Below are 21,065 nucleotides of genomic sequence, written 5' to 3' on the forward strand. Positions count from 1 at the left end.
CCTACCAGGGGGTGGGTTGGTCCCGGTGGCCGGACGGGATAAGACTGTGGGTATGGCACGGGGAACGCTTCGGATCTTCCTGGGGGCCGCCACCGGGGCGGGCACCACCTACGCCATGCTGCGGGAAGCCCACCGGCTCCTGGCCAGTGGCAGGGATGTGGCCGTCGGCATCGCCGTGGACCACGGCAGGCAGGACACCCGGCAGCTCCTGGAAGGGCTCGACGCCGTGGCGCCGCGCCTCGTGAGGGACGTCGCCGGTGCGGAGGTACCCGACCTCGACGTGGCGGCGTTGCTGGAGCGGCGCCCGGACGTGGCCGTCGTCGACGAATATGCCCACGTGAACGCCCCGGGCAGCCGGAACAAACACCGGTGGCAGGACATCGAGGAGCTCCTGGCGGCCGGTACGGATGTGCTGTCCACCCTTGCCGTCCAGCACCTTGCCTCGCTGCAGGATGTGGTCGCCTCCATTACCGAGGAACCGGGGGGAGACACGGTACCGGACGGAATCGTGCGGCGGGCGGACCACATTGAATTGGTGGACATCTCCCCGGACCTCCTGCGCCAGCGGGTGGCCGACGGAAAAATCTTCCCGACGGGCCGGATTGATGCCGCCCTGGCCAACGAGTTCCGCCTGGGCAACCTCATCGCACTCCGCGAGGTCGCCCTGATCTGGCTGGCGGACCGGGTGGACGAAGGGCTGGCCACCTACCGGGAAAGCCGGGGGATCACCGCAACATGGCCTGCCCGTGAGCGGGTGGTCGTGGGACTCAATGGCGGACCCGAGGGGGAGATGCTGATCCGGCGGGCCTCCCGGATCCTGTCCCGGGTCAACGGCGGCGACCTCCTGGCCGTCCACGTGCGCCGCGCGGACGCCGGCCCTACGGAATCCGTCCAGGCGCTGGAAGCCCAGCGGCGCCTGGTCACCGACCTCGGCGGCACCTGCCACACCGTGTCCGGGGACGACCCAGCGGAGTCGCTCCTGGACTTTGCCCGCAGCGTCAACGCCACACAGATCGTCATCGGCGCCTCGCCCGGCAGGCTGTGGAACCGGATCCTGGGCGCAGGCGTCGGCGCCAAAGTGGTGCGCGGATCCGGCGACATCGACGTGCACATCGTGTCCCATCCGCAGGGCAGCCGCAGCCTGCCCCGGCCGGCACCCGCGGCGCTCGGCCGTGCACGCACTACCGCCGGGTTCGTCCTGGCCGTGGTGCTTCCGGTCCTGCTTACGGCAGCCATGTCCGCCCTCCCGGACCTCAACCTGGCCACCCACACGCTCGTCCACATCACCGGCGTGATGGCGGTGGCATTCATCGGCGGCCTGTGGCCCGCGGTGCTCGCGGCGGTCCTGGGTTCGCTGCTGCTCAACTACTTCCAGACCGACCCGGTGGGAACCTTCAAGATCGACGACCCGCAAAACGTCTTCGCGCTGCTGGTCTTCCTCAGCGCGGCGGTGGCGGTGTCGCTCGTGGTGGGGCTTTCCGCCAGGAGGGCCCGGGCGGCAGCCAGGGCCCGCGCCGAAGCCGCCACCCTGGCCGACCTGGCCAACGATGCCCTCCTCGCCGATGACACTGTCGCGGCTTTCATGGACAAGGTCCGGCAAACCTTCCAGGTTTCCTCTGCAGGGCTGTTCACCAGGCCCGGAGACGGGGAAGGCCCATGGGAACTTCAGGCCTTCTCGGGGGCGCGGCCGCCATCGGCTCCGGACGCGGCAGGGCTCGCGGACAGCGTGGAACTGGCAGACCCCCGCACTGCCCTCGTCCTGTCCGGCCGGACCCTGACAGCGGGCGACCGGCTCCTCCTCACGGCCCACGGCGCCCACCTTCTCCTGCTGCTGCAGCGCCATGCCCTGCAGCGGACGCTGCAAAACACCGCCAAACTGGCCGAGGGGAACAGCGTGCGCACGTCCATCCTCCGGGCCGTCAGCCATGACCTGCGCACCCCGCTGGCCGGGATCAAGCTCGCCGTGACGGCACTGCGGCGCCAGGGCCGCAAGCTGCCGGCGGAGGTCCGGGCCGAGATGCTCGCGACCATCGAGTCCTACACCGGGCGCCTGGATGCCCTGATCGCCAACCTCCTGGACATGTCCCGGATTTCCAGCGGTTCGGCGGCGCCGCTGACCGGACCGGTCACGTGGCGTGATGCCATCGAGGACGCCCTGCGCGGCCTCCCGGCGGACCGCGTCCGCATCGAGCTTGCGCACAATATGCCCGTGGTGGACGCCGACGTGGGGATGCTGGAGCGGGTTATTGCCAACATCGTGGAAAACGCGCTGAAGTACGCGCCGGGGTCGGACGTCGTCATCGTGGGCGTCTCGGGTGCGTCGCACGCAGCGGCCGACGCCGGCATCCCCTTTGGCGAGCTGCGCATCGTCGATCACGGGCAGGGTGTGCCCGCTGCCGCCGTCGAGGGCATCTTCCAGCCCTTCCAGCGGCTTGACGATGCGCCGGAAGGGCTTGGCATGGGGCTGGGCCTGGCCGTCGCGAAGGGTTTCACCGAGGCCATGGGCGGCCAGCTGCACGCCGAGCCTACTCCGGGCGGAGGGCTTACCATGGTGATCCGGCTGCCGCTCTCCACCGGACCGGCGGCGTCCACCCTCCGCCGGGAAGCAGGCAGCAGCACCGCATGAGAACCGTCCTGATCGTCGACGACGAGCCGCAGCTGCTGCGCGCCCTGCAGGTCAACCTTCAGGCGGAGGGGTACCAGGTGCTCACCGCCCTGGACGGGACAAGTGCGCTCAAGCACGCGGAGGGCGGCCACCCGGATGTCATCGTCCTGGACCTCGGCCTGCCGGACATCAACGGCGTGGACGTTATCACCCGGATCCGCCGCACCAGCAGCACGCCAATCATCGTGCTCTCCGCCCGGCACGGGTCCGTGGACAAGGTGCGGGCCCTGGACGCCGGCGCGGACGACTACGTGACCAAACCGTTCGGGCTCGACGAACTCCTCGCCCGGCTCCGCGTCGCCGGGCGCCGCAGCGGCACGCCGGAGGTAGCGGAAGAGATGCCAGCCATCGACGTGGGCGATTTCGAGGTGGACCTGGCGAACCGGAAGGTGACCCGCGGGGGAGCCCCCGTCCGGCTCACGCCCCGCGAGTGGGCCATCCTCCAGCTGCTGGTGCGGAACCCGGGACGGCTGATCACCCAGCAACAGATGCTGGCGAAGATCTGGGGCCCGGGCTACGACAACGAAACCCACTACCTGCGGGTCTACATGGGGCAGCTGCGCCGCAAACTGGAGGCGGACCCGGCCCGGCCCCGGCACCTGCTCACGGAAGCCGGCATGGGCTACCGCTTCGAGCCCTGACGTACCGGCTGTTGAACACCGACCTCACGCAGGCTTGAACCGCGAGGCTATCGACGCACGCATCCTCGCGACATCGATGTCGCCGCCGGACTGCTCTTTGAGTAGGTTGGCCAGCCGTTTCGGCCAGAGCACATGAACGCCACGAGTGGAAAAGGCGCCCCCGATGAGGGGCCAGTCTGCTTCGACGAAACACAGGGCTCCGGTGACAGGAACCTCCCCGACGAATTCGCGCACGAGATCGACCTGTTTGAGCACCCCATCCACCAGGTTCGTGCAATCACGCCGGCCAACCATGAGCTTCTCGACGCGTGGGCGAAGGAGGCCACCCCCGATCTTCAGATCCGGCCTTCCCTTGTACCTCTTGGCATCGATCACCCAGATGCCCCCGGGCGCGATGACGATGTGGTCTATGTTGGCCTTCGAGCGCGGGATCCGTCGATCGTGGAGGACCGCGAGACCATCCGCGGAGAGGCCATCCAGCCGAGCGCCAAGACGTTCCTCACCCACCGCGCCGCGGTCCCATGACTTGGTCTGCGGGCGCTCGTCCGAGAGGGCCACTGCCAGGCCACCGAAGCGGCCCCACCTCTCCCGAAGCTTCTCCTCGTCCTTCGCCCTCCGGCGTTCATATTCGCGTCGGGCGGACGACCCGGCCATGCCGGAATCATTCAAGGAAGACTCACCATGAGCTGGGTCGCGGCCGGGAGGGAGAGTTTCCGCTGCCTCGGTGGAACATGCCAGGCAGCGGACGGTCTTCGTCTCCCCTTCGTAGATCGCTTCCGTTCCGGCCGGAAGACTCACACAGCATAACCGGCACGCTCCGGCGTACCTGAGCCTCATCTGCTTCATGGCTCAATCCTCACCCCCGCCAGGAACTTCTGCGGAGACCGGCGCGTACGGGATTATGTTGCCAACGCATCTGCACATCAGGCCCCGCTCGCCGTCGTAAATCACGCGTAAAGGATTCGTCAATAAAGGCCCCTTCCGCGGGGCAGCCGTTTTCGCCGGTGCTAGCTTCGCAGTGGTCGCGGTGCACAGGGCAGCGCGGAAAGGCAGACATGACCACGTTGAGCAGGCCCCCGGCGGATCCCTCCGCACCCCACCCGCATGGCAGGGAGGCGGTGAAGGACTGGCTGCTGTTCGGCCTGCAGGACAGCAAGGGCGCCCATCCCGGCCCCGGCGGCGTGCCCACCCAGCACGAAAAGAAGCACCCCTGGTGGCAGGTCATGTGCCTGACGGGCGTGGACTATTTCTCCACCCTGGGCTACCAGCCGGCCATCGCCGCGCTGGCCGCCGGGGTCATCTCCCCGCTGGCCACCCTGGTGCTGGTGGCGGTGACCCTGCTGGGCGCCCTGCCTGTGTACCGCAAGGTGGCGGGCGAAAGCCCCCGCGGCGAGGGCTCCATTGCCATGCTGGAGCGGTTGCTGCCCCGCTGGGGAGGCAAGCTCCTGGTGCTGGTCCTGCTCGGGTTCGCGGCCACCGACTTCATGATCACCATGACCCTCTCGGCGGCCGATGCCAGCGCACACCTCATCGGCAACCCCGTTGCCCCGGGATGGCTGCAGAACGAGAACGTGCCTGTCACGCTTCTCCTGCTGGCATTGCTGGCCGCCGTGTTCCTGCGCGGCTTCCGGGAAGCGATCGGAGTCGCCGTCGTCCTGGTGGTCCTCTACCTGGGCCTGAACGCCGTGGTGGTGGTGGCCACCCTGATGCAGGTCCTGGCGCACCCGGCGGCGATGGGGGACTGGTGGACGAACCTCTGGGTGGCCCGCGGAAACCCGCTGATGGCCGTGGCCATCGCGCTGCTGGTGTTCCCCAAACTTGCCCTGGGCCTTTCGGGCTTCGAAACCGGCGTGGCCGTGATGCCGCAGGTCCGGGGAGCGGCGGACGATACCGAGGACAACCCGGGGGGCCGCATCCGGGGTACCCGGCGCATGCTCACTTCCGCCGCCGTGATCATGAGCGGCTTCCTGCTGACCACCAGCTTCATCACCGTTGTCCTCATCCCCGAACAGGAATTCCAGCCCGGAGGGCAGGCGAACGGCCGTGCCCTGGCCTACCTCGCGCACGAATACCTCGGCGTCGGGTTCGGCAGCGTCTATGACATCAGCACCATCGCCATCCTCTGGTTCGCGGGCGCCTCCGCCATGGCCGGCCTGCTGAACCTGGTTCCCCGCTACCTGCCGCGCTACGGCATGGCACCCGCTTGGGCCAAGGCGGTGCGGCCGCTGGTGCTGGTCTTCACCCTGATCGGCTTCCTGATCACGTTCATCTTCGATGCCGACGTCGACGCCCAGGGCGGTGCGTACGCCACCGGCGTCCTGGTGCTGATGACCTCCGCCGCAGTGGCCGTCACGCTGTCGGTACGCCGGCGCGGGCAACGGAACCTCACCCTGGGTTTCGGCGCCATCACCGTGGTGTTCGCCTACACCACCGTGGCCAACATCTTCGAGCGGCCGGAAGGCATCAGGATCGCAGGGATCTTCATCCTTGGCATCATCGTCATCTCGCTGCTGTCCAGGGTGCGCCGCTCCTTTGAACTGCATGCCACCCGGGTGCACCTGGACCAGCAGGCGCTGGAATTCATGTCCAGCACCCTGGAGGGGCCCATCGCGATCATCGCCCATGAGCCGCTGCGGATGTCCGCCCAGGCGTACCGGGACAAGCTCGAGTCGGCCATCGAGGTCAGCCACCTCCCGCTGGAAGGAGAGGCACTGTTCCTCGAGGTGGTGGTGGACGATTCCTCGGACTTCGAAACCGAACTCTTCGTCAAGGGCGTGAACCGGCACGGCTACCGCATCCTGGAAGTCCACGGGCCCGTGGTCCCCAACACCATCGCCTCGGTCCTGCTGCACATCAGGGACGTCACCGGGCTCATGCCGCACATCTACTTCCGCTGGACCGAAGGCAACCCCATCACCAACCTGGTGAGGTTCCTGTTCCTGGGGGAGGGGGAGATTGCGCCGGTGACCCGTGAGGTGCTGCGCGAGGCCGTGCCGGATGTTACCCAGCGGCCCTGGGTGCACGTGGGCTGACCGGGGGCCGCGGCGCCGGCGCCTTTGAGGGGCTGGCCGGCGCCTCCGCGGGGCTGGGTGCCGCTTGGGCGGCGACGTGCGCAATCGTGGCCGCCACCCGCGCGGCGTCCGCCAGGCTGACGGGGACGTTCGCGCGGAAGGCCGTTTCGGCGTCGTCCTCCCGCACGCCTCTCGCTAGCACCAGGACGTGCACCATGTCGCCGTAGGAGTCGTTGCAGGCGAGGATGTCGCCGGGAACCTTCCGCCCTTGCCCGCCTGGGTCGGGCCAGGGCTGGAAGATGACCCACCACCCCTCGCCGTACCGGTCGGGGAAAAGGTAGCCGGCAGCAGGGTGCAGGGCGCGGCCGTTCAGTGCGCGGCCGCCGTAGCCCTCCACGGTTTCCGCCGCCGCGGCAAACCGGATCCTGCCGCGGTTTTCAGGTGCCTCATCCCAACGCATCTGCACTCCCTGCTTCTGATGCATTCATCAAAGGACCGGAACGGCGCGGCCGGGGCTGCAGGTGCTGATTTTTGATGAATCATTTACGCCCCGCCCTCTGACGCTGTGCCTGCCCCGGCGGCCGGGGAGCGCCCGCCATTGGGCCTGGGGCTGCCCGGCCTGCTGGACAGCCCCGATCATGCAGTTTCTGGTTGCGCGGCCCGTCCCCGGGGTACGGAACCCAGCGGGGGATCCCAGTGTTCATGGATCCGGGCGGAGCGCTTGCGCCCGTCCACCGTGCAGGAGGCAATGATGCGTATTGGACTGATATCGAGTCCGTGGTTCGACGTTCCACCCGCTGCGTACGGGGGTATTGAGCGGGTGGTTGATACCCTCGCCCGGGGTTTTGCAGCGGCGGGCGAGGACGTCCTGCTGGCGGCGCCGTCAGGCAGCAGCTGCCCCGTGCCACTGGCACCGGGAATGCGGGAGGCCGACTCCCAGGACCTGGGCATGAGCTGCTCAGAAATGAATCACATCATCCGGGCCTACGAAGCCATGCGCGGGGTGGATGTGATCCATGACCACACCCTGATTGGCCCGCTTTACGCGCACCGCCCACCGGGCGTGCCCGTGGCCACCACCATCCACGGCAGGCTGCTGCCCGAGATCGCGGAGATCTATCGGGCGATGAGCAGGGACACGAGCATCCTCGGCATCTCCCGTGACCAGGTCCATGAACACCCTGAACTGAATGTTGCCAGGGTCATCCACCACGGCATGGACCTTTCCGGGGTTCCGGTGGGCGCCGGCAAGGGCGGATATGCCTGTTTCGTGGGGCGGATGTCTCCAGACAAGGGCGCCCTCGAAGCGGTCCGGATCGCACATGCGGCCGGCGTTCCCCTGCGGCTTGCTGCGAAGGTGAGTGAACCGCCGGAACTGGAATACTTCCATGAGGTGGTGGAGCCGGTTTTGGGGCCGGACGACGAGTTCATCGGAGAAATAGGCGAGCCGGAGAAGTATCACCTGATGGGAGACTCCTTCGCCCTGCTCAACCCGATCCAGTGGCCGGAGCCGTTCGGCCTGGTGATGATCGAGGCCCTGGCCACCGGTACCCCCGTCGTGGCCACTCCCTCCGGGTCCGCGCCCGAAATCGTCGACCACGGCATCACCGGTTACCTGGCCCCGGCCGAGGAGCTGTCCGGGCTCCTGCCGAAGGCCGCCGACCTGGAGCGTGCAGACTGCAGGAGGGCTGTCAGCGAGCGGTTCAGCGCCGAAAGAATGGTGGCGGACCATCTGGATTTCTACCGGGAACTTCTTGCACGCCCGGCGTGAACGCCGCTACCAGCAGGCGCTTTCCTACATGCGGCCCGCAGTCAGGTCCGCATCGCCGTAACGGTCCGTGTCGCCGGTTTCCTGGTTGTTCAGTATGGGGGCAGGCTCTTGTTGCGATGCCTGCCTTGCACGCCACACTGCCGCGCCGGCTGCAAGGGCCGCAATTCCTACGATCCACCACCCCATCCTGGGTCCCGACCGTTCAGGACGGACCGCAACGGGGCGGGTGCGCCGCGCAGGCGTCTTCTTACCGGCACGCTTCAGTTGTTTCCGAACCCGGGGAGTAAGAGTCTCCACCCCGCCGGGAAGTTCATCGGCCAGCCGGCGCAGCAGCACCTGAAGGCGCGGGGAGGCCGTTTCGATGCCTGCATCCAGGGCGGCCACCGCCCTTTGCAGCGCAGCCTGGACCCCAGGCGTGGCCCATTCCCTGCCCCGGGCAAGCTGGGTCATCAGGCCCTCGGAGAAATGATGGATCCGATCCGTTTCGGTCAATGGCTGTGACGCGTGCATGGTGCCTCCCTTAGTGGTGATGGATGCCCCACAGTAGTGCGGGAAGAATCGCCACAACAGGGTCTTTGGAACCGGGGAAGAGGAGCACGGGGTGGCCCTGCACCGGGGCCGCCCGCCGCGCGTACCATAATGGGCCATGGCCAGTCCCGTGAGAATCCGCCCGATGTGCCCGGAAGACTGGGATGCCGTCCACGCCATCTACGCCGCCGGCATCGCCACGGGGGAGGCCACCTTCGAGAGCGAGCCGCCCACCTGGGAAGCGTTCGACGGCGTGCGGTTGCCTGAGCACCGGCTCATCGCCGAGGACGCGCGCCGGGTGGTGGGATGGGCCGCCGTCTCCCGTGTTTCGTCGCGGGAGGTGTACCGCGGCGTCGTCGAACACTCCATCTACGTGGACCCCGCAATCCAGGGCCGGGGCGTGGGCCGGCTGCTGCTGACCGCCCTGGTCGACTCCACCGAAGCCGCGGGGATCTGGACCATCCAGTCCAGCATCTTCCCCGAAAACACGGCCAGCCTGGCGCTGCACCGGAAGCTCGGCTTCCGGGTGGTGGGCACCCGGGAACGGATTGCGCGGATCAGCCGGGGCCCCAAGGCGGGGCACTGGCAGGACACGCTGCTGCTGGAGCGGCGCAGCGCCGTGGCCGGGACGGAATAGCGTTACCTGCTGGGCAGGGTCAGGATTTCGGCACCGTCGGCAGTGATCGCGATGGTGTGCTCAGTGTGGGCGGTCCTGCAGCCGGTGGCGCTCCGAAGCGTCCACCCGTCGTCGTCCGTGACAAGCTCCGCCGTGTCCTGCATGATCCATGGCTCCAGGGCCAGCAGCAGCCCGGGCCGGAGCTTGAAGCCGCGGCCGGGGCGGCCCATGTTGGGCACGTGCGGGTCCTGGTGCATGGTGGAGCCGATGCCGTGGCCGCCGAACTGCGTGTTGATGGGGTAGCCGGCGTCGGTGAGGACGCGGCCGATGGCGTAGGAGATGTCGCCGATCTTGGCATTCGGGCCGGCGGCGGCGATACCTGCGGCCAGCGCACGCTGGGTGGCTTCGATCATCGCCACGCTCTCCGCGGGCCGCGACCCGCCCACGAGGAAGCTGATGGCGGCGTCCGCGGCAACCCCGTTCTTGACGACGGCGAGGTCCAGCGTCAGCAGGTCGCCGTCGGCCAGGGCGTAGTCGTGGGGGAGTCCGTGCAGCACGGCATCGTTGACGCCCGTGCAGATGTAGTGGCCGAAGGGGCCGCGGCCAAAGGACGGCGCGTAGTCCACGTAGCAGGACTCGGCCCCGGCTTCGGCGATCATCTCCTTGGTCCACTGGTCGATCTCCAGCAGGTTGGTGCCCACCGCCGCGCGGCTCTTCATGGCCTGCAGGATGTCAGCCACCAGGGCGCCGGTCTCCCGTGCGCGTTCCACTTCGGCGGGGTTCAGGATTTCGATCATGGGGCACCCTTCCTTCGCGGCCAGTTGCTGTAGGGGCCATCCTATGCGGAGTCCATAACGCGGCAGCAAGGAGTGCTCTTGCGGCAGACATAGATAAGTGTGAATATTTACGTGTGTCTATGTCTTTGGAACTGACCCCGGTCCAGGCGGTCGCCTGCTGTTCGCCGCTGGCGCGGGAGCCCCTGTCCCTCGCGGACGCGGAAGGAATCGCCCCGCTGCTGAAGGCGCTGGCGGATCCGGTGCGGCTGCGGCTGATGTCCATGGTGGCCTCGCGTGAGGGCGGCGAGGCCTGCGTCTGCGACCTCAACGACGCCTTCGAGCTGTCCCAGCCCACCATCAGCCACCACCTGAAAATCCTGCACGAGGTGGGGTTGCTGGACCGGGAGAAGCGGGGCGTGTGGGTGTACTACCGCGCCCGGACCGAGGCGCTGCAGAACCTGGCGGCCCTGATCGGTGGGCAGGCCGCGTGAGTCTGCTGGCCCGCCGCTCGGCGGCGGAATTCTTCGGCACCGCCTTCCTGGTCATGGCGGTGGTCGGCTCGGGCGTCATGGCGTCCAGGCTGTCCCCGGACGACGCCGGCCTGCAGCTTTTGCAGAACAGCCTCGCCACGGGTGCCGCGCTGGTGGCGCTGATCCTGGCACTGCAGCCGGTCTCGGCGTCGTTCAATCCCGTGGTGACCCTGGTGGAACGTGCGCTGGGCATGCTCAGCACGAAGACGGCTGCAGGCCTCATTGTGGCCCAGGTCCTGGGCGGCCTGGCCGGCACCGTGGCCGCGAACCTGATGTTCGGGCTGGACGCAGTTGCCTTGTCCACGCACCAGCGCACCGGGCCTGCGCTCTGGCTGGGCGAGGTCCTCGCCACCATCGGGCTGCTGTTGATTGTCTTCGGCACTGTCCGGTCCGGCAGGGCAGACCGCGTCGCGTTCGCCGTCGGCGGCTACATCACGGCCGCGTACTGGTTCACCAGCTCCACCAGCTTCGCCAACCCCGCGGTGACCCTCGCCAGGACGGTCACGGATACCTTCGCCGGCATCGCACCGCCGTCGGCCCCTGCCTTCATCCTGGCGCAGCTGCTGGGCGGCGCCGCCGGGTACGTCCTGGTCCGTTTCCTCTACCCAACCATCGCAACTCCCGCCGTCGTCACGGCCGACCGAAAGGTGCTCTCATGAGCCACAAGCCCTCAGTCCTGTTCGTCTGCGTCCACAACGCCGGCCGCTCCCAGATGGCAGCCGCGTTCCTCAGCACTCTCTCCAAGGGCGCGGTCGAGGTCCGCTCCGCCGGATCGCAGCCTGCGGACAAGGTGAACCCGGCCGCCGTTGAAGCCATGGCCGAGGTGGGCATCGACATGTCCGCCGAAATCCCCAAGATCCTCACCACCGAGGCCGTCAAGGAATCCGACGTGGTGATCACCATGGGCTGCGGCGACGAATGCCCCTACTTCCCGGGCAAACGCTACGAGGACTGGGTCCTGGAGGACCCCGCCGGCAAGGGCGTCGACTCCGTCCGCCCCATCCGCGACCAGATCAAGGGCCGCGTCGAAGACCTGATCGCGTCCCTGATCCCCGCGCAGAGCTGAACCGGAGAACCCGATGGCACCACAGGAATCCCTGCCAATTGCCGTGATCGGTGCCGGTCCGGTGGGGCTGGCCGCCGCCGCGCACCTGCTCGAACGCGGCCTGGAACCGATCGTCCTCGAAGCCGGCCCTGCGGTGGGCGCCGCCATCCGCGAATGGGGGCACGTCCGGGTGTTCTCCACCTGGAAGTACAACCTCGACGCCGCCGCCGTGCGCCTGCTCGAACGCGCCGGCTGGGAAGCCCCCCGGCCCACCGCGCTGCCCTACGGTTCGCAGATTGTCTCCGACTACCTGGAGCCCCTGGCGGCAACGCCTGAACTGCGGGACCGGATCAGGACCCGTTCGCGGGTTGTGGCCGTCACCCGGCAGGGCATGGACAAGGGCCGCAGCCAGGGGCGGGACCAGGCGCCGTTCCTGCTGCGGATAGAGCACGACGGCGGGACGGTCACCGAGCTGCCGGCGCGTGCCGTCATCGATACCTCGGGAACCTGGACCACCCCCGCGCCGCTCGGATCCTCAGGGCTGGCGGCCCCCGGGGAAGCAGAAGCGCGGGCGGCCGGGCTGGTTACCGGCCCGCTGCCGGACGTTTCCGGGAAAGGGTTCGCCAGCCGCCGCACCCTCGTTGTCGGGTCCGGGCACTCGGCGGCCAACATGGTGCTGGACCTCGCACGGGTGGCCCGCGCCAACCCCGGCACCGAAGTCCTGTGGGCCATCCGCGCCGCTTCCCCTGCGCGCGCGTACGGGGGCGGGGACGCCGACCAGCTGCCAGCCCGCGGCCAGCTCGGCGCCCGGCTCCGCACCGCCGTCGAGAGCGGGGCCGTCCAGCTCCTGGCCAACTTCCACACCGCCTCCCTCGACGTGCACGGCGACGCCGTCACCGCGCACGCGGAGGACGGTCGGTCCGTGGAGGTGGACCGCGTCATTCCCGCGACCGGCTTCCGCCCGGACCTGGCCATGCTCTCGGAGCTGCGCCTGGACCTGGACCCCGCGGTGGACGCACCCAAGGCCCTTGGCCCGCTGATCGACCCGGACTTCCACAGCTGCGGAACGGTCCCCGCCCATGGCGCCCGGATCCTCGAGCAGCCGGAGAAGGACTTTTACCTCGCCGGCATGAAGTCCTACGGCCGCGCGCCGACGTTCCTCATGGCCACGGGCTACGAACAGGTCCGGTCCATCGCCGCCGCCCTGGCCGGAGACGCCGACGCCGCTGACGCCGTCGAACTCGAACTCCCGGAGACCGGCGTGTGCTCCACGAGCCTTCCCTCCGACGCCGAAGACGCCGCGGACACGTGCTGCGGAAGCCCGGGCCCCGTGCCGGTGACGATCGGGTTCGCCACCGGCTTCCAGCACGGACGCACGGGCGAGACCGCCGGGGTATAACGGTCTCAAGGGACCGGCAATGAGAGGAGGTTCTGGTGGACGCTTCCGGGAAGGATCCGGTCCGGGAGGACCTGCTGTGGATCGCCGCCGACTTCCGGAAGATCATCCTCGCTGTTCCGGATGGCGAGCTGGATCGGCCGTCCATCGGGACGCGGTGGACCAACCGGCAGCTGCTCTTCCACATGGCGCTCGGGCAGAACATCGCCCTCGCAGGGATACCGCTCCTCGGCCTGTTCTCGCACCTGCCGCCGTCGGCGTCGCGCAACTGGAGCCGGCTCCTTGATGCCTGCGCCGGGCCCTACAACTGGGTTAACTGGGCCGGAAGCGCCGCCGGCGGGAAGGTCCTGACGCCACGGGGCATGCTGCGGATGATGGACCGGACCACGCGGACCATCGTGGCCTGGTATGACCGCGCGGACGGCCGGGCCATGGGCCGTGGCATGACGATGCCAACATCCTGGGATCCCTACTTCGCCCCCTGGATGGACCGCCGGGACATCATGTCGTGGGCGCCCAAGCACTACCGCCACCACCGGGCCCAGTTGAGCCTGACCACTCTGCCGTCCTGACGGCTCTGTCCGGGGGTGTGCAGTCCCGCCCAGTTACTCCCGCCACCTAGGGGCGCCCGGACCTAGGGGGCCGACGGGTCCCCGTTGATGCCGATGGAGCGGCCCCTGGCGAAATGGGCACTCGCGATCTCGTTGACCTCGCGGAGGCTCTTCCCGGGGTGGCTCAACCGGATCCACTCGTAGTCCCACTCCTGCATGTCCCGTACACGGCCGGCTTGTTTCTTGGCGCGAATGTGGGCCGTGAGGTCATCGCCGCTGAGGACCGGTCGAGGCGGGGCCACGACGGGTTGCGGCCTGGGCGGGGGCACCCGGGCCGGACGGGCCGGGGCATTGGCCATGCGGACCAGGGCCACCGTCATCGCGGCCAGGCCCGCGGCGATGAGCAGGACCCACCAGTACTGGATGATGAGGGCTACGACGATCAGGACTAGGAAGGGCGCGCACCCGATGCTGCCGCCGCCCTTGCTGCCCGAGCGGCGCCGTTTTGCTGCCATGCTGGTTCCTTTTGCAACTTCCTCTTGCAACGCGATCTAGCGTTAGGAACCACTGTCGCACCGGGCACGAGCCGTGTCATGAGTACTGTGTACCCGATTTTGGAGCCGTGCCCGTGCCCGGGCCGGCTGCTGTCCTCAGCGCACTTCAATGGCACCCATCATGCCCAGGTCCTCGTGGTCCAGGATGTGGCAGTGGTAGGCGGAGCGCCCCCGGAAATCCGCGAAGGCCACCCGGACAGTGACCCGTCCGTTCGCCGGGACGTTCACCACGTCGCGCCAGTCCGGGAGGGAAAGGTCGACGCCGCTGTCCTGGATCACCTGCATGGGCCAGACGTGCAGGTGGAAGGGGTGGTCCATGGTGCTGGAGTTGGTAAGCGTCCATTCCTCCACAGTCGCGGCCGCCGCGGTGGTGTCGGTGCGGGCCGGGTCGAATTCCCTGCCGTTGATGGTGAAACGCATCATGCCCGCGCCGCCCATGCCCATCCCGGCGGCCAGGTTGATCTGCCGGTGTGCCGCCACTGTTGCCAGCCTCAGGTCCGTGGGCGCGGCCTGGGCCGGCAGTGCGCCCGGGGGAGTGGCAGCGTCGCCGGACACGCGGAACAAAGCCAGCGCCACGCCGTCGGCCTGCTCCGGAGGTCCAGGCGGTCCCTGGCCCATCATCCCGCCCATGCTTCCCCGGTTGTACCGGAAGGCCCGCAGGACGGAGTCGCCGGCCGCCGTGGTGACCAGCAGATCCGCCCTGTTTCCGGGAGTGAGCACGAGCTCTTCCACCTGCCGGGGTTCCTGGAACCGGCCGGAGTCCATGCCCAGCAGCTGCAGCTGCTGTCCGTCCAGCCGCAGCCGGAGGTACCGCGCCACGCAGGCGTTGACGATGCGCCACCGTTCCCGCTGCCCGGGGCGGGCACTGAACCGGGGAGCGCTCTGGCCGTTGACCAGGAGCAGGTCGCCCTCCCGGCCTGCCATCCGGTCCATGGCCGAGGCCGGGCTGATATTTCCCAGCCCGTCCACCGCGGTGTCCGACACCACCAGCACGCGCTCCGCGCTGGCCTCGATCGGCTGGCGGTCCTCCACGATGATCGCCCCGAAGAGCCCGGCGAAGATCTGGTCGGCCACCATGCCATGGTGGTGCGGGTGGTACCAGTACACCCCCGGCGGATGGTCCTCCGGGAGCGTGTACTCGTAGTCGAAGTTACTGCCGGGGCCCACGGCGATGAACACGTTGTCGCCGTTGCCCTCCGGGGAGACGTGGAGGCCGTGCACGTGCAGGTTGGTGGGCTGCGACAGGTTGTTCGCCAGGCCGATCTCCAGGGTGTCGCCCGCTTTGAGGCGAAGCGTGGGTCCGGGGACGCTGCCGTTGTAGCCCAGTGCCGAGACCTGCCGGCCGCCCAGCCGGACCTGGGCAGGGGCGGCTTCGAGCTGCACCTGCAGCCGGCCTGCGTCGCTCCGCAGTTCGTCCGGCTGGACCAGCTCGCCACCCGAGACGGGAGTGGGCCGGGAGGACAGTGACCAGATGAGGCCCGCCCCGCCGACCGCCGTCGCCGCAGCCCCCACACCGCCCAGCAGCAGTGCCTGCCGGCGGCTGATGGGGCGCACTAGGGGCCCTCGCCGAGCACCCTGAGATGTTCGCGGTACTGCTCGGCTGTCAGTTCGCCCCTTGCAAAGCGCTCATCGAGGATCCGCCGGGCCATCGACGCCGGCGGCCTGCCCTGCCCATGCCAGCCTCGGGGGCCGCCGCGGATGCCGCCGGCCACCGCCCACACCGCCAGCACCACCAGCAGCACTATCCCGAGCAGCAAGAGCACGCCCCAGAGCCACCAGCCGCCGCCTTGTCCGTAACCCCACATCATGGCCGGAGCCTTTCCTCGTTGGTACTTCCGATTCTTGGCCCGTTCCGGGGCGGGAGGTAGGGTCCGAGGTCCCCCGCTGGCATGCCGGCGACGCGCCTGTCCGTTTTCGACGCGCACTTTCCATGTCGCACCCCATATTTGGGGTGCGCGCTTGCGTATGCGCGTCGAAAACGAATGTCCGCGTCGCTGGCCGCATCAGCGGAGGTCAGTCCTTGATGTCGGTGCTGGTGCTCAACTCCTGCCACTGCTCCAGCTCAGCGCGCTGCGCGTCCGCCACCTTGCCGAAGGCACCGAACGCGTCCGTTCCCAGGACCAGCAGCCCCGGCGGGTTGGGGGACTCGACGACGGCGAGAATCGCCCTGGCAGCCTTGTCCGGGTCGCCGGGCTGGTTGCCGTGCGCGGTGTCGTGCTCCTTGCGGCGCTTGCCGGCGGTGTCCGCGTAGTCTCCGATCGGCGTCGCGGACTGCGTGAGCGAGCGGCCGGCAAAGTCGGTGCGGAAGCCGCCCGGTTCGATGGCGGTGACGTTGATGCCCAGCGGCTTCAGCTCGCTGCGGAGTGATCCGGTCATGCCCTCCAGCGCCGCCTTGGTGGCCGCGTAGTACCCCGAGCCGGGCGGGGTGATCCGCGCGCCGATGGAGGAGATGTTCAGGATGGAGCCGGACTTCCTGGCGCGCATCCCGGGCACCACAGCCTTGATCATGTCCACCGCGCCGAAAAAGTTGGTGTCGAACAGGCGGCGGATATCGGCGTCGTCAGCTTCCTCCACGGCGGCCCGGTAGCCATACCCGGCGTTGTTCACCAGCACGTCGATTCCCCCGAACCGGTCTTCGGCGGCCTTGACCGCCGCGGTGATCTGCGCCTTGTCCGTGACGTCCAGGGGGAGGGCCCGCGAGGTGTCGGGGAAGCCGGCGGTGATGTCCTGGACGGCTTCGGCGTTGCGGGCGGTGACGACGGCGTTGTGCCCGGACGCGAGCACGGCCTCCGCGAGTGCGCGGCCAAGTCCGGTGGAGCAGCCTGTGATGAGCCATGTTGCCATTGGTTTTCCTTTCGTAGGGTGACGCCCGGGTGCCTAAGCCCGGTGCCGCCGTCGTGCGTTTGGGGTGAGTTCGTGGGCGCCGTAGCTGTTGTCGTCCGGGTTGACGGTGACGCCGGGGGCCACTAGTTGGTCGATGCGGTCGAGCACCTCGTGGGGCAGCCTGGTGTCCGCGGCGGGGAGGTAGGACTCGAGCTGCTCCATGGTGCGGGGGCCCACGATTGCCGAGGTGACGCCGGGATGGTTGATGACGAAGGCGATGGCCATCTCGATGAGCGTGACGCCTGCCCACTCGGCCACCTGCGCCAGCTCCTCCACGATGTCCAGCTTGCGCTGGTTGGCGGGCTGGGACATGTCGAAACGGGCACTCGGACGCGCACTCGAGGTGGGCCGGGACGCGGAGTCTTTACGCCAGCGGCCGGAGAGCCAGCCGCCGGCGAGCGGGCTGTAGGTGAGGGTGCCCATCCCGTGGCGCTGCACCGTGGGCAGCACGTCCTCTTCGATGCCGCGGACCAGGATGGAGTAGGGCGGCTGCTCGGTGACGAACCGCTCCAGGTTGCGCTCCCGGGACGCCCACTGCGCCTCCACGATCTGCGAGCCGGAGTAGGACGAGGAGCCGATGTAGCGGACCTTGCCCTGGCGGACCAGGTCCGTGAGCGCGCCGAGGGTCTCCTCCACATCGGTGTCCGGGCTCGGCCGGTGCACCTGGTAGAGGTCGATGTAGTCGGTGTCCAGCCGGCGCAGCGAGTTCTCCACCTCCCGCATGATCCAGCGGCGGGAGCCGCCGCGCTGGTTGGGGTCCTTTTCGTCCATGGGCATGAAGAACTTGGTGGCCAGGAAGACGTCGTCGCGCTTTCCCTGCAACGCCGCGCCCACGATCTCCTCCGAGGCACCGCCGGAGTAGACGTCCGCGGTGTCGATGAAGTTGATGCCGGCGTCGAGGGCGCGGTGGATGATGCGGGTGGCGTCGGCGCGGTCGTCGTTTCCCCAGGGGCCGAACATCATCGCGCCGAGGCAGAGGGGGCTGACCTGGACGCCGGTGCGGCCAAGGGGACGGTATTCCATTGCTACTCTCCTTCGGCTTCGGGGATGACCATGGCGAAACGCTCCGGGCGGGGCACGTCCGGGTCCGGCCCGCTGCGGACGCCCGTGTCCAGGGCATCGATGGCTTCAATCTCCGCGGCGGTGAGCTCGAAGTCGAACACGTCGAAGTTCTCCGCGATGCGCGCGGGGTTGGTGGACTTGGGGATGGCCGAGCGGCCCTGCTGCAGGTGCCAGCGCAGCATCACCTGGGCGGGGGTCTTGCCGTGGGCGTGCGCGACGCCGGCAATCACCGGGTCCCGCATGACGTTTTTCCGGTTCTCGCCCCAGCCGGGATAGAACGTGATGCCGCCGATCGGCGACCACGCCTGGGTGAGGATGTCGTATTCGGCGTTGGCCGCCTGGACTGCGGGCTGCTGGAAGTACGGGTGCAGCTCCACCTGGTTGACGGCGGGGAGCACATCCGTGGCCTGGAGCAGCTGTTCCAGGTGGTGCGGCATGAAGTTGCTGACGCCGATGGCCCGCACGCGCCCGTCTTCCAGGAGGGTTTCCAGGGCCTTGTACGCTTCGAGGGTCTTCTCGAACCGGTCCGGCGCGGGCTGGTGCAGGATGAGCAGGTCCAGCTGCTCCACACCGAGCTTGCCCACGGCCTTGTCCCAGGCGTGCAGGGCCTCGTCGTAGCCGTAGTCGCTGACCCACACCTTGGTCTCGATGAACACGTCCTGGCGCGGCAGGCCTGAACGGCGGATGCCCTCGCCCACCTCCCGCTCATTGCCGTACGCGGCGGCGGTGTCGATGTGCCGGTAGCCGGTGGCCAGCGCGGTCTGGACGGCCGCCGTCGTCTCTTCCGGGGGACTTTGGAAGACGCCGAGGCCGAGTGCGGGCATGGTGACGCCGTTGTTGAGGGTAAGTTCCATAACCATGCCATCACGCTATGTGGGTCTGCGCGTTTCTGGGAGGGTTTGTGAGTCCCTCCCTCGCTTCCGGGGCCGCGGCGTAGCGTGGGGGCATGACCAACAGCGATGACGTGCGGAAATTCCTGACATCCCGCCGCGCCAGGCTCACGCCCGAGGAGGCCGGGCTGCCCGCATACGGCGGCAACCGCCGGGTCCCCGGGCTTCGCCGGGAGGAAGTGGCCATGCTGGCCGGGCTGAGCATCGACTACTACATCCGGCTGGAGCGGGGAAACCTGTCGGGCGCGTCGGACAGCGTCCTGGAGGCCTTGGGGCGGGCCCTGCAGTTGGACGACGCCGAGACGGCCCACCTTTTCGACCTTGCCCGTGCGGCCACAACTGTTCCGCGGGTGCGGCGGAAGCGGAGCCCCTTGTCCGTGCGTCCCAGCGTGCAGCGCGTCATCGATGCCATCACGGCGGCGCCGGCGTGGGTCCGCAACGACCGCGGCGACGTCCTGGCGTCCAACGAGCTGGGCGCGGCGCTGTACCTGGACATGATGGCCGACGGCGCCCCGCCCAACAGTGCCCGGTTCACGTTCCTGAACCCGAAAGCTCACGCGTTCTTCCGGGACTGGGAGCGCACCGCGGACGACATCGTTGCCGTCCTCCGTTCCACCGCCGGGAAGAACCCGTACGACAAGGACCTTACGGACCTGATCGGCGAGCTCTCCACCCGCAGCGAGGAGTTCCGCTCCCGGTGGGCGAGGCACGACGTGAAGTACCACCGGACCGGCCGGAAACGGCTCCACCACCCGGTGGTGGGGGACCTGGACCTGAGCTTCGAAGCGCTGGAGCTCCCCGCCGATCCGGGGCTGCGCATCAACGTGTACACCGCCGATCCCGGCACAGCTTCCGAGGATGCCCTGAAGGTCTTGGCGAGCTGGGCGGCGACGCAGCGGGCTGCCGAGGTGCCGGTCTCTGGCCTGCCGGTCCAGGAGCCGAACTGAGGTCGGCGCGCTGACTGCCTCCCGAATCCGACTCGCATATTCCATATCGCGTCCCGTATAACGTGTGCGCCAGGGAATATGCGCATCAAGGACGGTTTTGCGCGTCGAGAACGGCAGAGCGAGTACGACGCCGGGCCACACCTGCGGCGGCCAGCTTGCCTTCCAGCCGACCCGCGTTGAGGTCCTGCCAGTCCCACCGGACCACGTGGAAGCCCAGGGCGCGGATCCGGTTCTCGCGCTCTTTTTCCGCGATAACGGCCTCCGCTGTGGTCCGGCCTTTAAGGAACTCGGGCTTGAGGTACTTTCCAAGCCCGTCGAATTCGCCAACAACCCTTGACCGCTTCCAGAAGAAGTCTGCGTAGCCCACCAGGCCTCCCGCGTCGGTAAACCTCTGTTGGAGGACCGGTGCCTCGAACCCGGCCACATGAATCAGCGCCCGGCTCCAGGATTCGCCAGGCGAGCCCGAGGCCGGATCGGCGAAGTCAAGCGCTGCGCGGATCCTCCGCCCTGCGGCAGCGGAGTATAGGGATCCGATCCCGGCTTCGAGGTTCGACTTGTCCAGGGCCGGTAGCCGCCGGGCGATGTCGGGCCGGAGCACATGGTCCAGGGGCGCAATAGCCTCGGTGAAGGGACCGAACGCCGCCAGGTCCAGGACGGTACGGATTCTGTCGGTGACGAGCAGGCCCTCCAACTCGACCACCCTCAGGCCCGCCCGGGCAGCGAAGTGGCGCCTGACCCCGGCACGTGACCGGCCGCCGTCGTTCTTAAAAGTCAGTGCCTGGACCGGGTGATGCAGGCCAATCGTGGGTATTTTCAGCACGCTCGCGGCCGAATGCCGGGCGAAGATGGTTGGCGTTTCAAGCGTCTCCGCCGCAGCCTGGATGCGGACACGGTACTGCTCCCAATGCTCCAGCTCCCGCCACGCCGGCCCCTCGATATAGACGCCGTGCCGGACGCGAACCAGGGCGCCGGCCTTCACGCGCTTGGCGAGCTCGTTCGGGGTCAACCCATGCTGCAGGCGCTCGCGGGACAGGATGAGCGGCGGAAGGTCTGACATGTACCCAATGTGCTCTGTCCCGGCCAAGGGCGGGAGGCCGGGCTGCCGATATGTGGAGAAGTTGGCGGCCCTCTCCACGTTTTCGACCCGCAGATTCCTTGACGCGCCGGGTATTTCAGGTGCGGAATGGAATATCCGCCTC

At 68.6% G+C, this 21,065-nt stretch carries 22 protein-coding genes; 11 read left to right on the top strand and 11 right to left on the bottom strand.

The window, feature by feature from the left end:
- The first annotated feature begins 52 nt into the window (after nt 1–52).
- Together AC3IMC_RS16265 and AC3IMC_RS16270 are read left to right on the top strand one after the other, a co-directional pair.
- The gene (locus AC3IMC_RS16265) at nt 53–2,626 is read left to right on the top strand and encodes a DUF4118 domain-containing protein (RefSeq protein ID WP_490919660.1); all 2,574 of its coding nucleotides are present in this window, start codon (nt 53–55) and stop codon (nt 2,624–2,626) included.
- On the top strand, nt 2,623–3,306 hold the full coding sequence (locus AC3IMC_RS16270; protein ID WP_490919662.1) for a response regulator: 684 nt from the start codon (nt 2,623–2,625) through the stop codon (nt 3,304–3,306). Before AC3IMC_RS16265 ends, AC3IMC_RS16270 begins: the two co-directional genes overlap by 4 nt.
- Before the next feature lie 24 nt (nt 3,307–3,330).
- Here the strand turns inward: AC3IMC_RS16270 and AC3IMC_RS16275 are convergent, their stop codons facing one another.
- On the bottom strand, nt 3,331–3,960 hold the full coding sequence (locus AC3IMC_RS16275; RefSeq protein ID WP_490919664.1) for a nuclease-related domain-containing protein: 630 nt from the start codon (nt 3,958–3,960) through the stop codon (nt 3,331–3,333).
- Nucleotides 3,961–4,361: 401 nt separating this feature from the next.
- Between AC3IMC_RS16275 and AC3IMC_RS16280 the strand changes: the two genes are divergently transcribed.
- The gene (locus tag AC3IMC_RS16280) at nt 4,362–6,338 is read left to right on the top strand and encodes an APC family permease (RefSeq protein WP_490919665.1); all 1,977 of its coding nucleotides are present in this window, start codon (nt 4,362–4,364) and stop codon (nt 6,336–6,338) included.
- Here the strand turns inward: AC3IMC_RS16280 and AC3IMC_RS16285 are convergent.
- Complete coding sequence (locus AC3IMC_RS16285; protein ID WP_490919666.1) at nt 6,307–6,777, bottom strand: hypothetical protein; 471 nt, start codon at nt 6,775–6,777, stop codon at nt 6,307–6,309. The genes AC3IMC_RS16280 and AC3IMC_RS16285 overlap by 32 nt on opposite strands.
- Nucleotides 6,778–7,068: 291 nt before the next feature.
- Between AC3IMC_RS16285 and AC3IMC_RS16290 the strand changes: the two genes are divergently transcribed.
- Nucleotides 7,069–8,088, top strand: coding sequence for a glycosyltransferase family 4 protein (locus AC3IMC_RS16290; RefSeq protein WP_490919667.1), 1,020 nt, complete (start codon nt 7,069–7,071; stop codon nt 8,086–8,088).
- Between the two features lie 24 nt (nt 8,089–8,112).
- Here the strand turns inward: AC3IMC_RS16290 and AC3IMC_RS16295 are convergent, their stop codons facing one another.
- Nucleotides 8,113–8,598, bottom strand: a complete 486-nt coding sequence (locus AC3IMC_RS16295; protein WP_490919668.1) for a hypothetical protein — start codon at nt 8,596–8,598, stop codon at nt 8,113–8,115.
- Between the two features lie 163 nt (nt 8,599–8,761).
- On the opposite strand from AC3IMC_RS16295, the gene AC3IMC_RS16300 reads away from it, so the two are divergent.
- Nucleotides 8,762–9,253, top strand: a complete 492-nt coding sequence (locus AC3IMC_RS16300) for a GNAT family N-acetyltransferase (RefSeq protein ID WP_490919669.1) — start codon at nt 8,762–8,764, stop codon at nt 9,251–9,253.
- A 2-nt stretch (nt 9,254–9,255) separates the two neighbouring features.
- Here the strand turns inward: AC3IMC_RS16300 and map are convergent, their stop codons facing one another.
- Nucleotides 9,256–10,029 carry a type I methionyl aminopeptidase gene (gene map, locus AC3IMC_RS16305; protein WP_490919670.1) on the bottom strand — a complete coding sequence of 258 codons (774 nt, stop codon included), beginning with the start codon at nt 10,027–10,029 and terminating at the stop codon, nt 9,256–9,258.
- Nucleotides 10,030–10,148: 119 nt separating this feature from the next.
- On the opposite strand from map, the gene AC3IMC_RS16310 reads away from it, so the two are divergent.
- Genes AC3IMC_RS16310 through AC3IMC_RS16330 form a run of 5 tightly spaced genes read left to right on the top strand, consistent with a single transcriptional unit; the run spans nt 10,149 to nt 13,551 of the window.
- Nucleotides 10,149–10,499 (top strand): metalloregulator ArsR/SmtB family transcription factor, encoded by a 351-nt coding sequence (locus AC3IMC_RS16310; RefSeq protein ID WP_490919671.1) that lies wholly within the window; start codon nt 10,149–10,151, stop codon nt 10,497–10,499.
- Nucleotides 10,496–11,197 (top strand): aquaporin, encoded by a 702-nt coding sequence (locus tag AC3IMC_RS16315; protein ID WP_490919672.1) that lies wholly within the window; start codon nt 10,496–10,498, stop codon nt 11,195–11,197. The genes AC3IMC_RS16310 and AC3IMC_RS16315 overlap by 4 nt, the downstream gene beginning before the upstream one ends.
- A complete protein-coding gene (locus tag AC3IMC_RS16320) occupies nt 11,194–11,604 on the top strand; it encodes an arsenate reductase ArsC (RefSeq protein WP_490919673.1) in 411 nt (136 codons plus the stop codon). The genes AC3IMC_RS16315 and AC3IMC_RS16320 overlap by 4 nt, the downstream gene beginning before the upstream one ends.
- A 13-nt stretch (nt 11,605–11,617) precedes the next feature.
- Nucleotides 11,618–12,982, top strand: coding sequence for an FAD-dependent oxidoreductase (locus tag AC3IMC_RS16325; protein WP_490919675.1), 1,365 nt, complete (start codon nt 11,618–11,620; stop codon nt 12,980–12,982).
- 35 nt (nt 12,983–13,017) lie between these two features.
- A complete protein-coding gene (locus tag AC3IMC_RS16330; protein ID WP_490919676.1) occupies nt 13,018–13,551 on the top strand; it encodes a DinB family protein in 534 nt (177 codons plus the stop codon).
- Between the two features lie 62 nt (nt 13,552–13,613).
- Here AC3IMC_RS16330 and AC3IMC_RS16335 read toward each other — a convergent pair whose 3' ends face one another.
- From AC3IMC_RS16335 to AC3IMC_RS16360, 6 genes are all read right to left on the bottom strand, one after another.
- Nucleotides 13,614–14,045, bottom strand: a complete 432-nt coding sequence (locus tag AC3IMC_RS16335; protein WP_490919677.1) for a hypothetical protein — start codon at nt 14,043–14,045, stop codon at nt 13,614–13,616.
- Nucleotides 14,046–14,180: 135 nt separating this feature from the next.
- Nucleotides 14,181–15,638 (bottom strand): multicopper oxidase family protein, encoded by a 1,458-nt coding sequence (locus AC3IMC_RS16340; protein WP_490919678.1) that lies wholly within the window; start codon nt 15,636–15,638, stop codon nt 14,181–14,183.
- Nucleotides 15,638–15,892, bottom strand: a complete 255-nt coding sequence (locus tag AC3IMC_RS16345) for an SHOCT domain-containing protein (RefSeq protein WP_490919679.1) — start codon at nt 15,890–15,892, stop codon at nt 15,638–15,640. Before AC3IMC_RS16345 ends, AC3IMC_RS16340 begins: the two co-directional genes overlap by 1 nt.
- 205 nt (nt 15,893–16,097) lie before the next feature.
- Nucleotides 16,098–16,928 (bottom strand): oxidoreductase, encoded by an 831-nt coding sequence (locus AC3IMC_RS16350; RefSeq protein ID WP_490919680.1) that lies wholly within the window; start codon nt 16,926–16,928, stop codon nt 16,098–16,100.
- A gap of 33 nt (nt 16,929–16,961) precedes the next feature.
- Nucleotides 16,962–17,990, bottom strand: coding sequence for an aldo/keto reductase (locus AC3IMC_RS16355; protein WP_490919681.1), 1,029 nt, complete (start codon nt 17,988–17,990; stop codon nt 16,962–16,964).
- 2 nt (nt 17,991–17,992) lie between these two features.
- Nucleotides 17,993–18,883: an aldo/keto reductase gene (locus AC3IMC_RS16360; RefSeq protein WP_490919735.1), complete on the bottom strand. Its 891-nt coding sequence runs from the start codon at nt 18,881–18,883 to the stop codon at nt 17,993–17,995.
- A 92-nt stretch (nt 18,884–18,975) separates the two neighbouring features.
- Between AC3IMC_RS16360 and AC3IMC_RS16365 the strand changes: the two genes are divergently transcribed.
- On the top strand, nt 18,976–19,866 hold the full coding sequence (locus AC3IMC_RS16365) for a helix-turn-helix transcriptional regulator (protein WP_490919682.1): 891 nt from the start codon (nt 18,976–18,978) through the stop codon (nt 19,864–19,866).
- 85 nt (nt 19,867–19,951) lie between these two features.
- Here AC3IMC_RS16365 and AC3IMC_RS16370 read toward each other — a convergent pair whose 3' ends face one another.
- Nucleotides 19,952–20,923: a hypothetical protein gene (locus AC3IMC_RS16370; protein WP_490919683.1), complete on the bottom strand. Its 972-nt coding sequence runs from the start codon at nt 20,921–20,923 to the stop codon at nt 19,952–19,954.
- Between the last annotated feature and the right edge of the window lie 142 nt (nt 20,924–21,065).

This window comes from Arthrobacter sp. E70 (assembly GCF_058266945.1).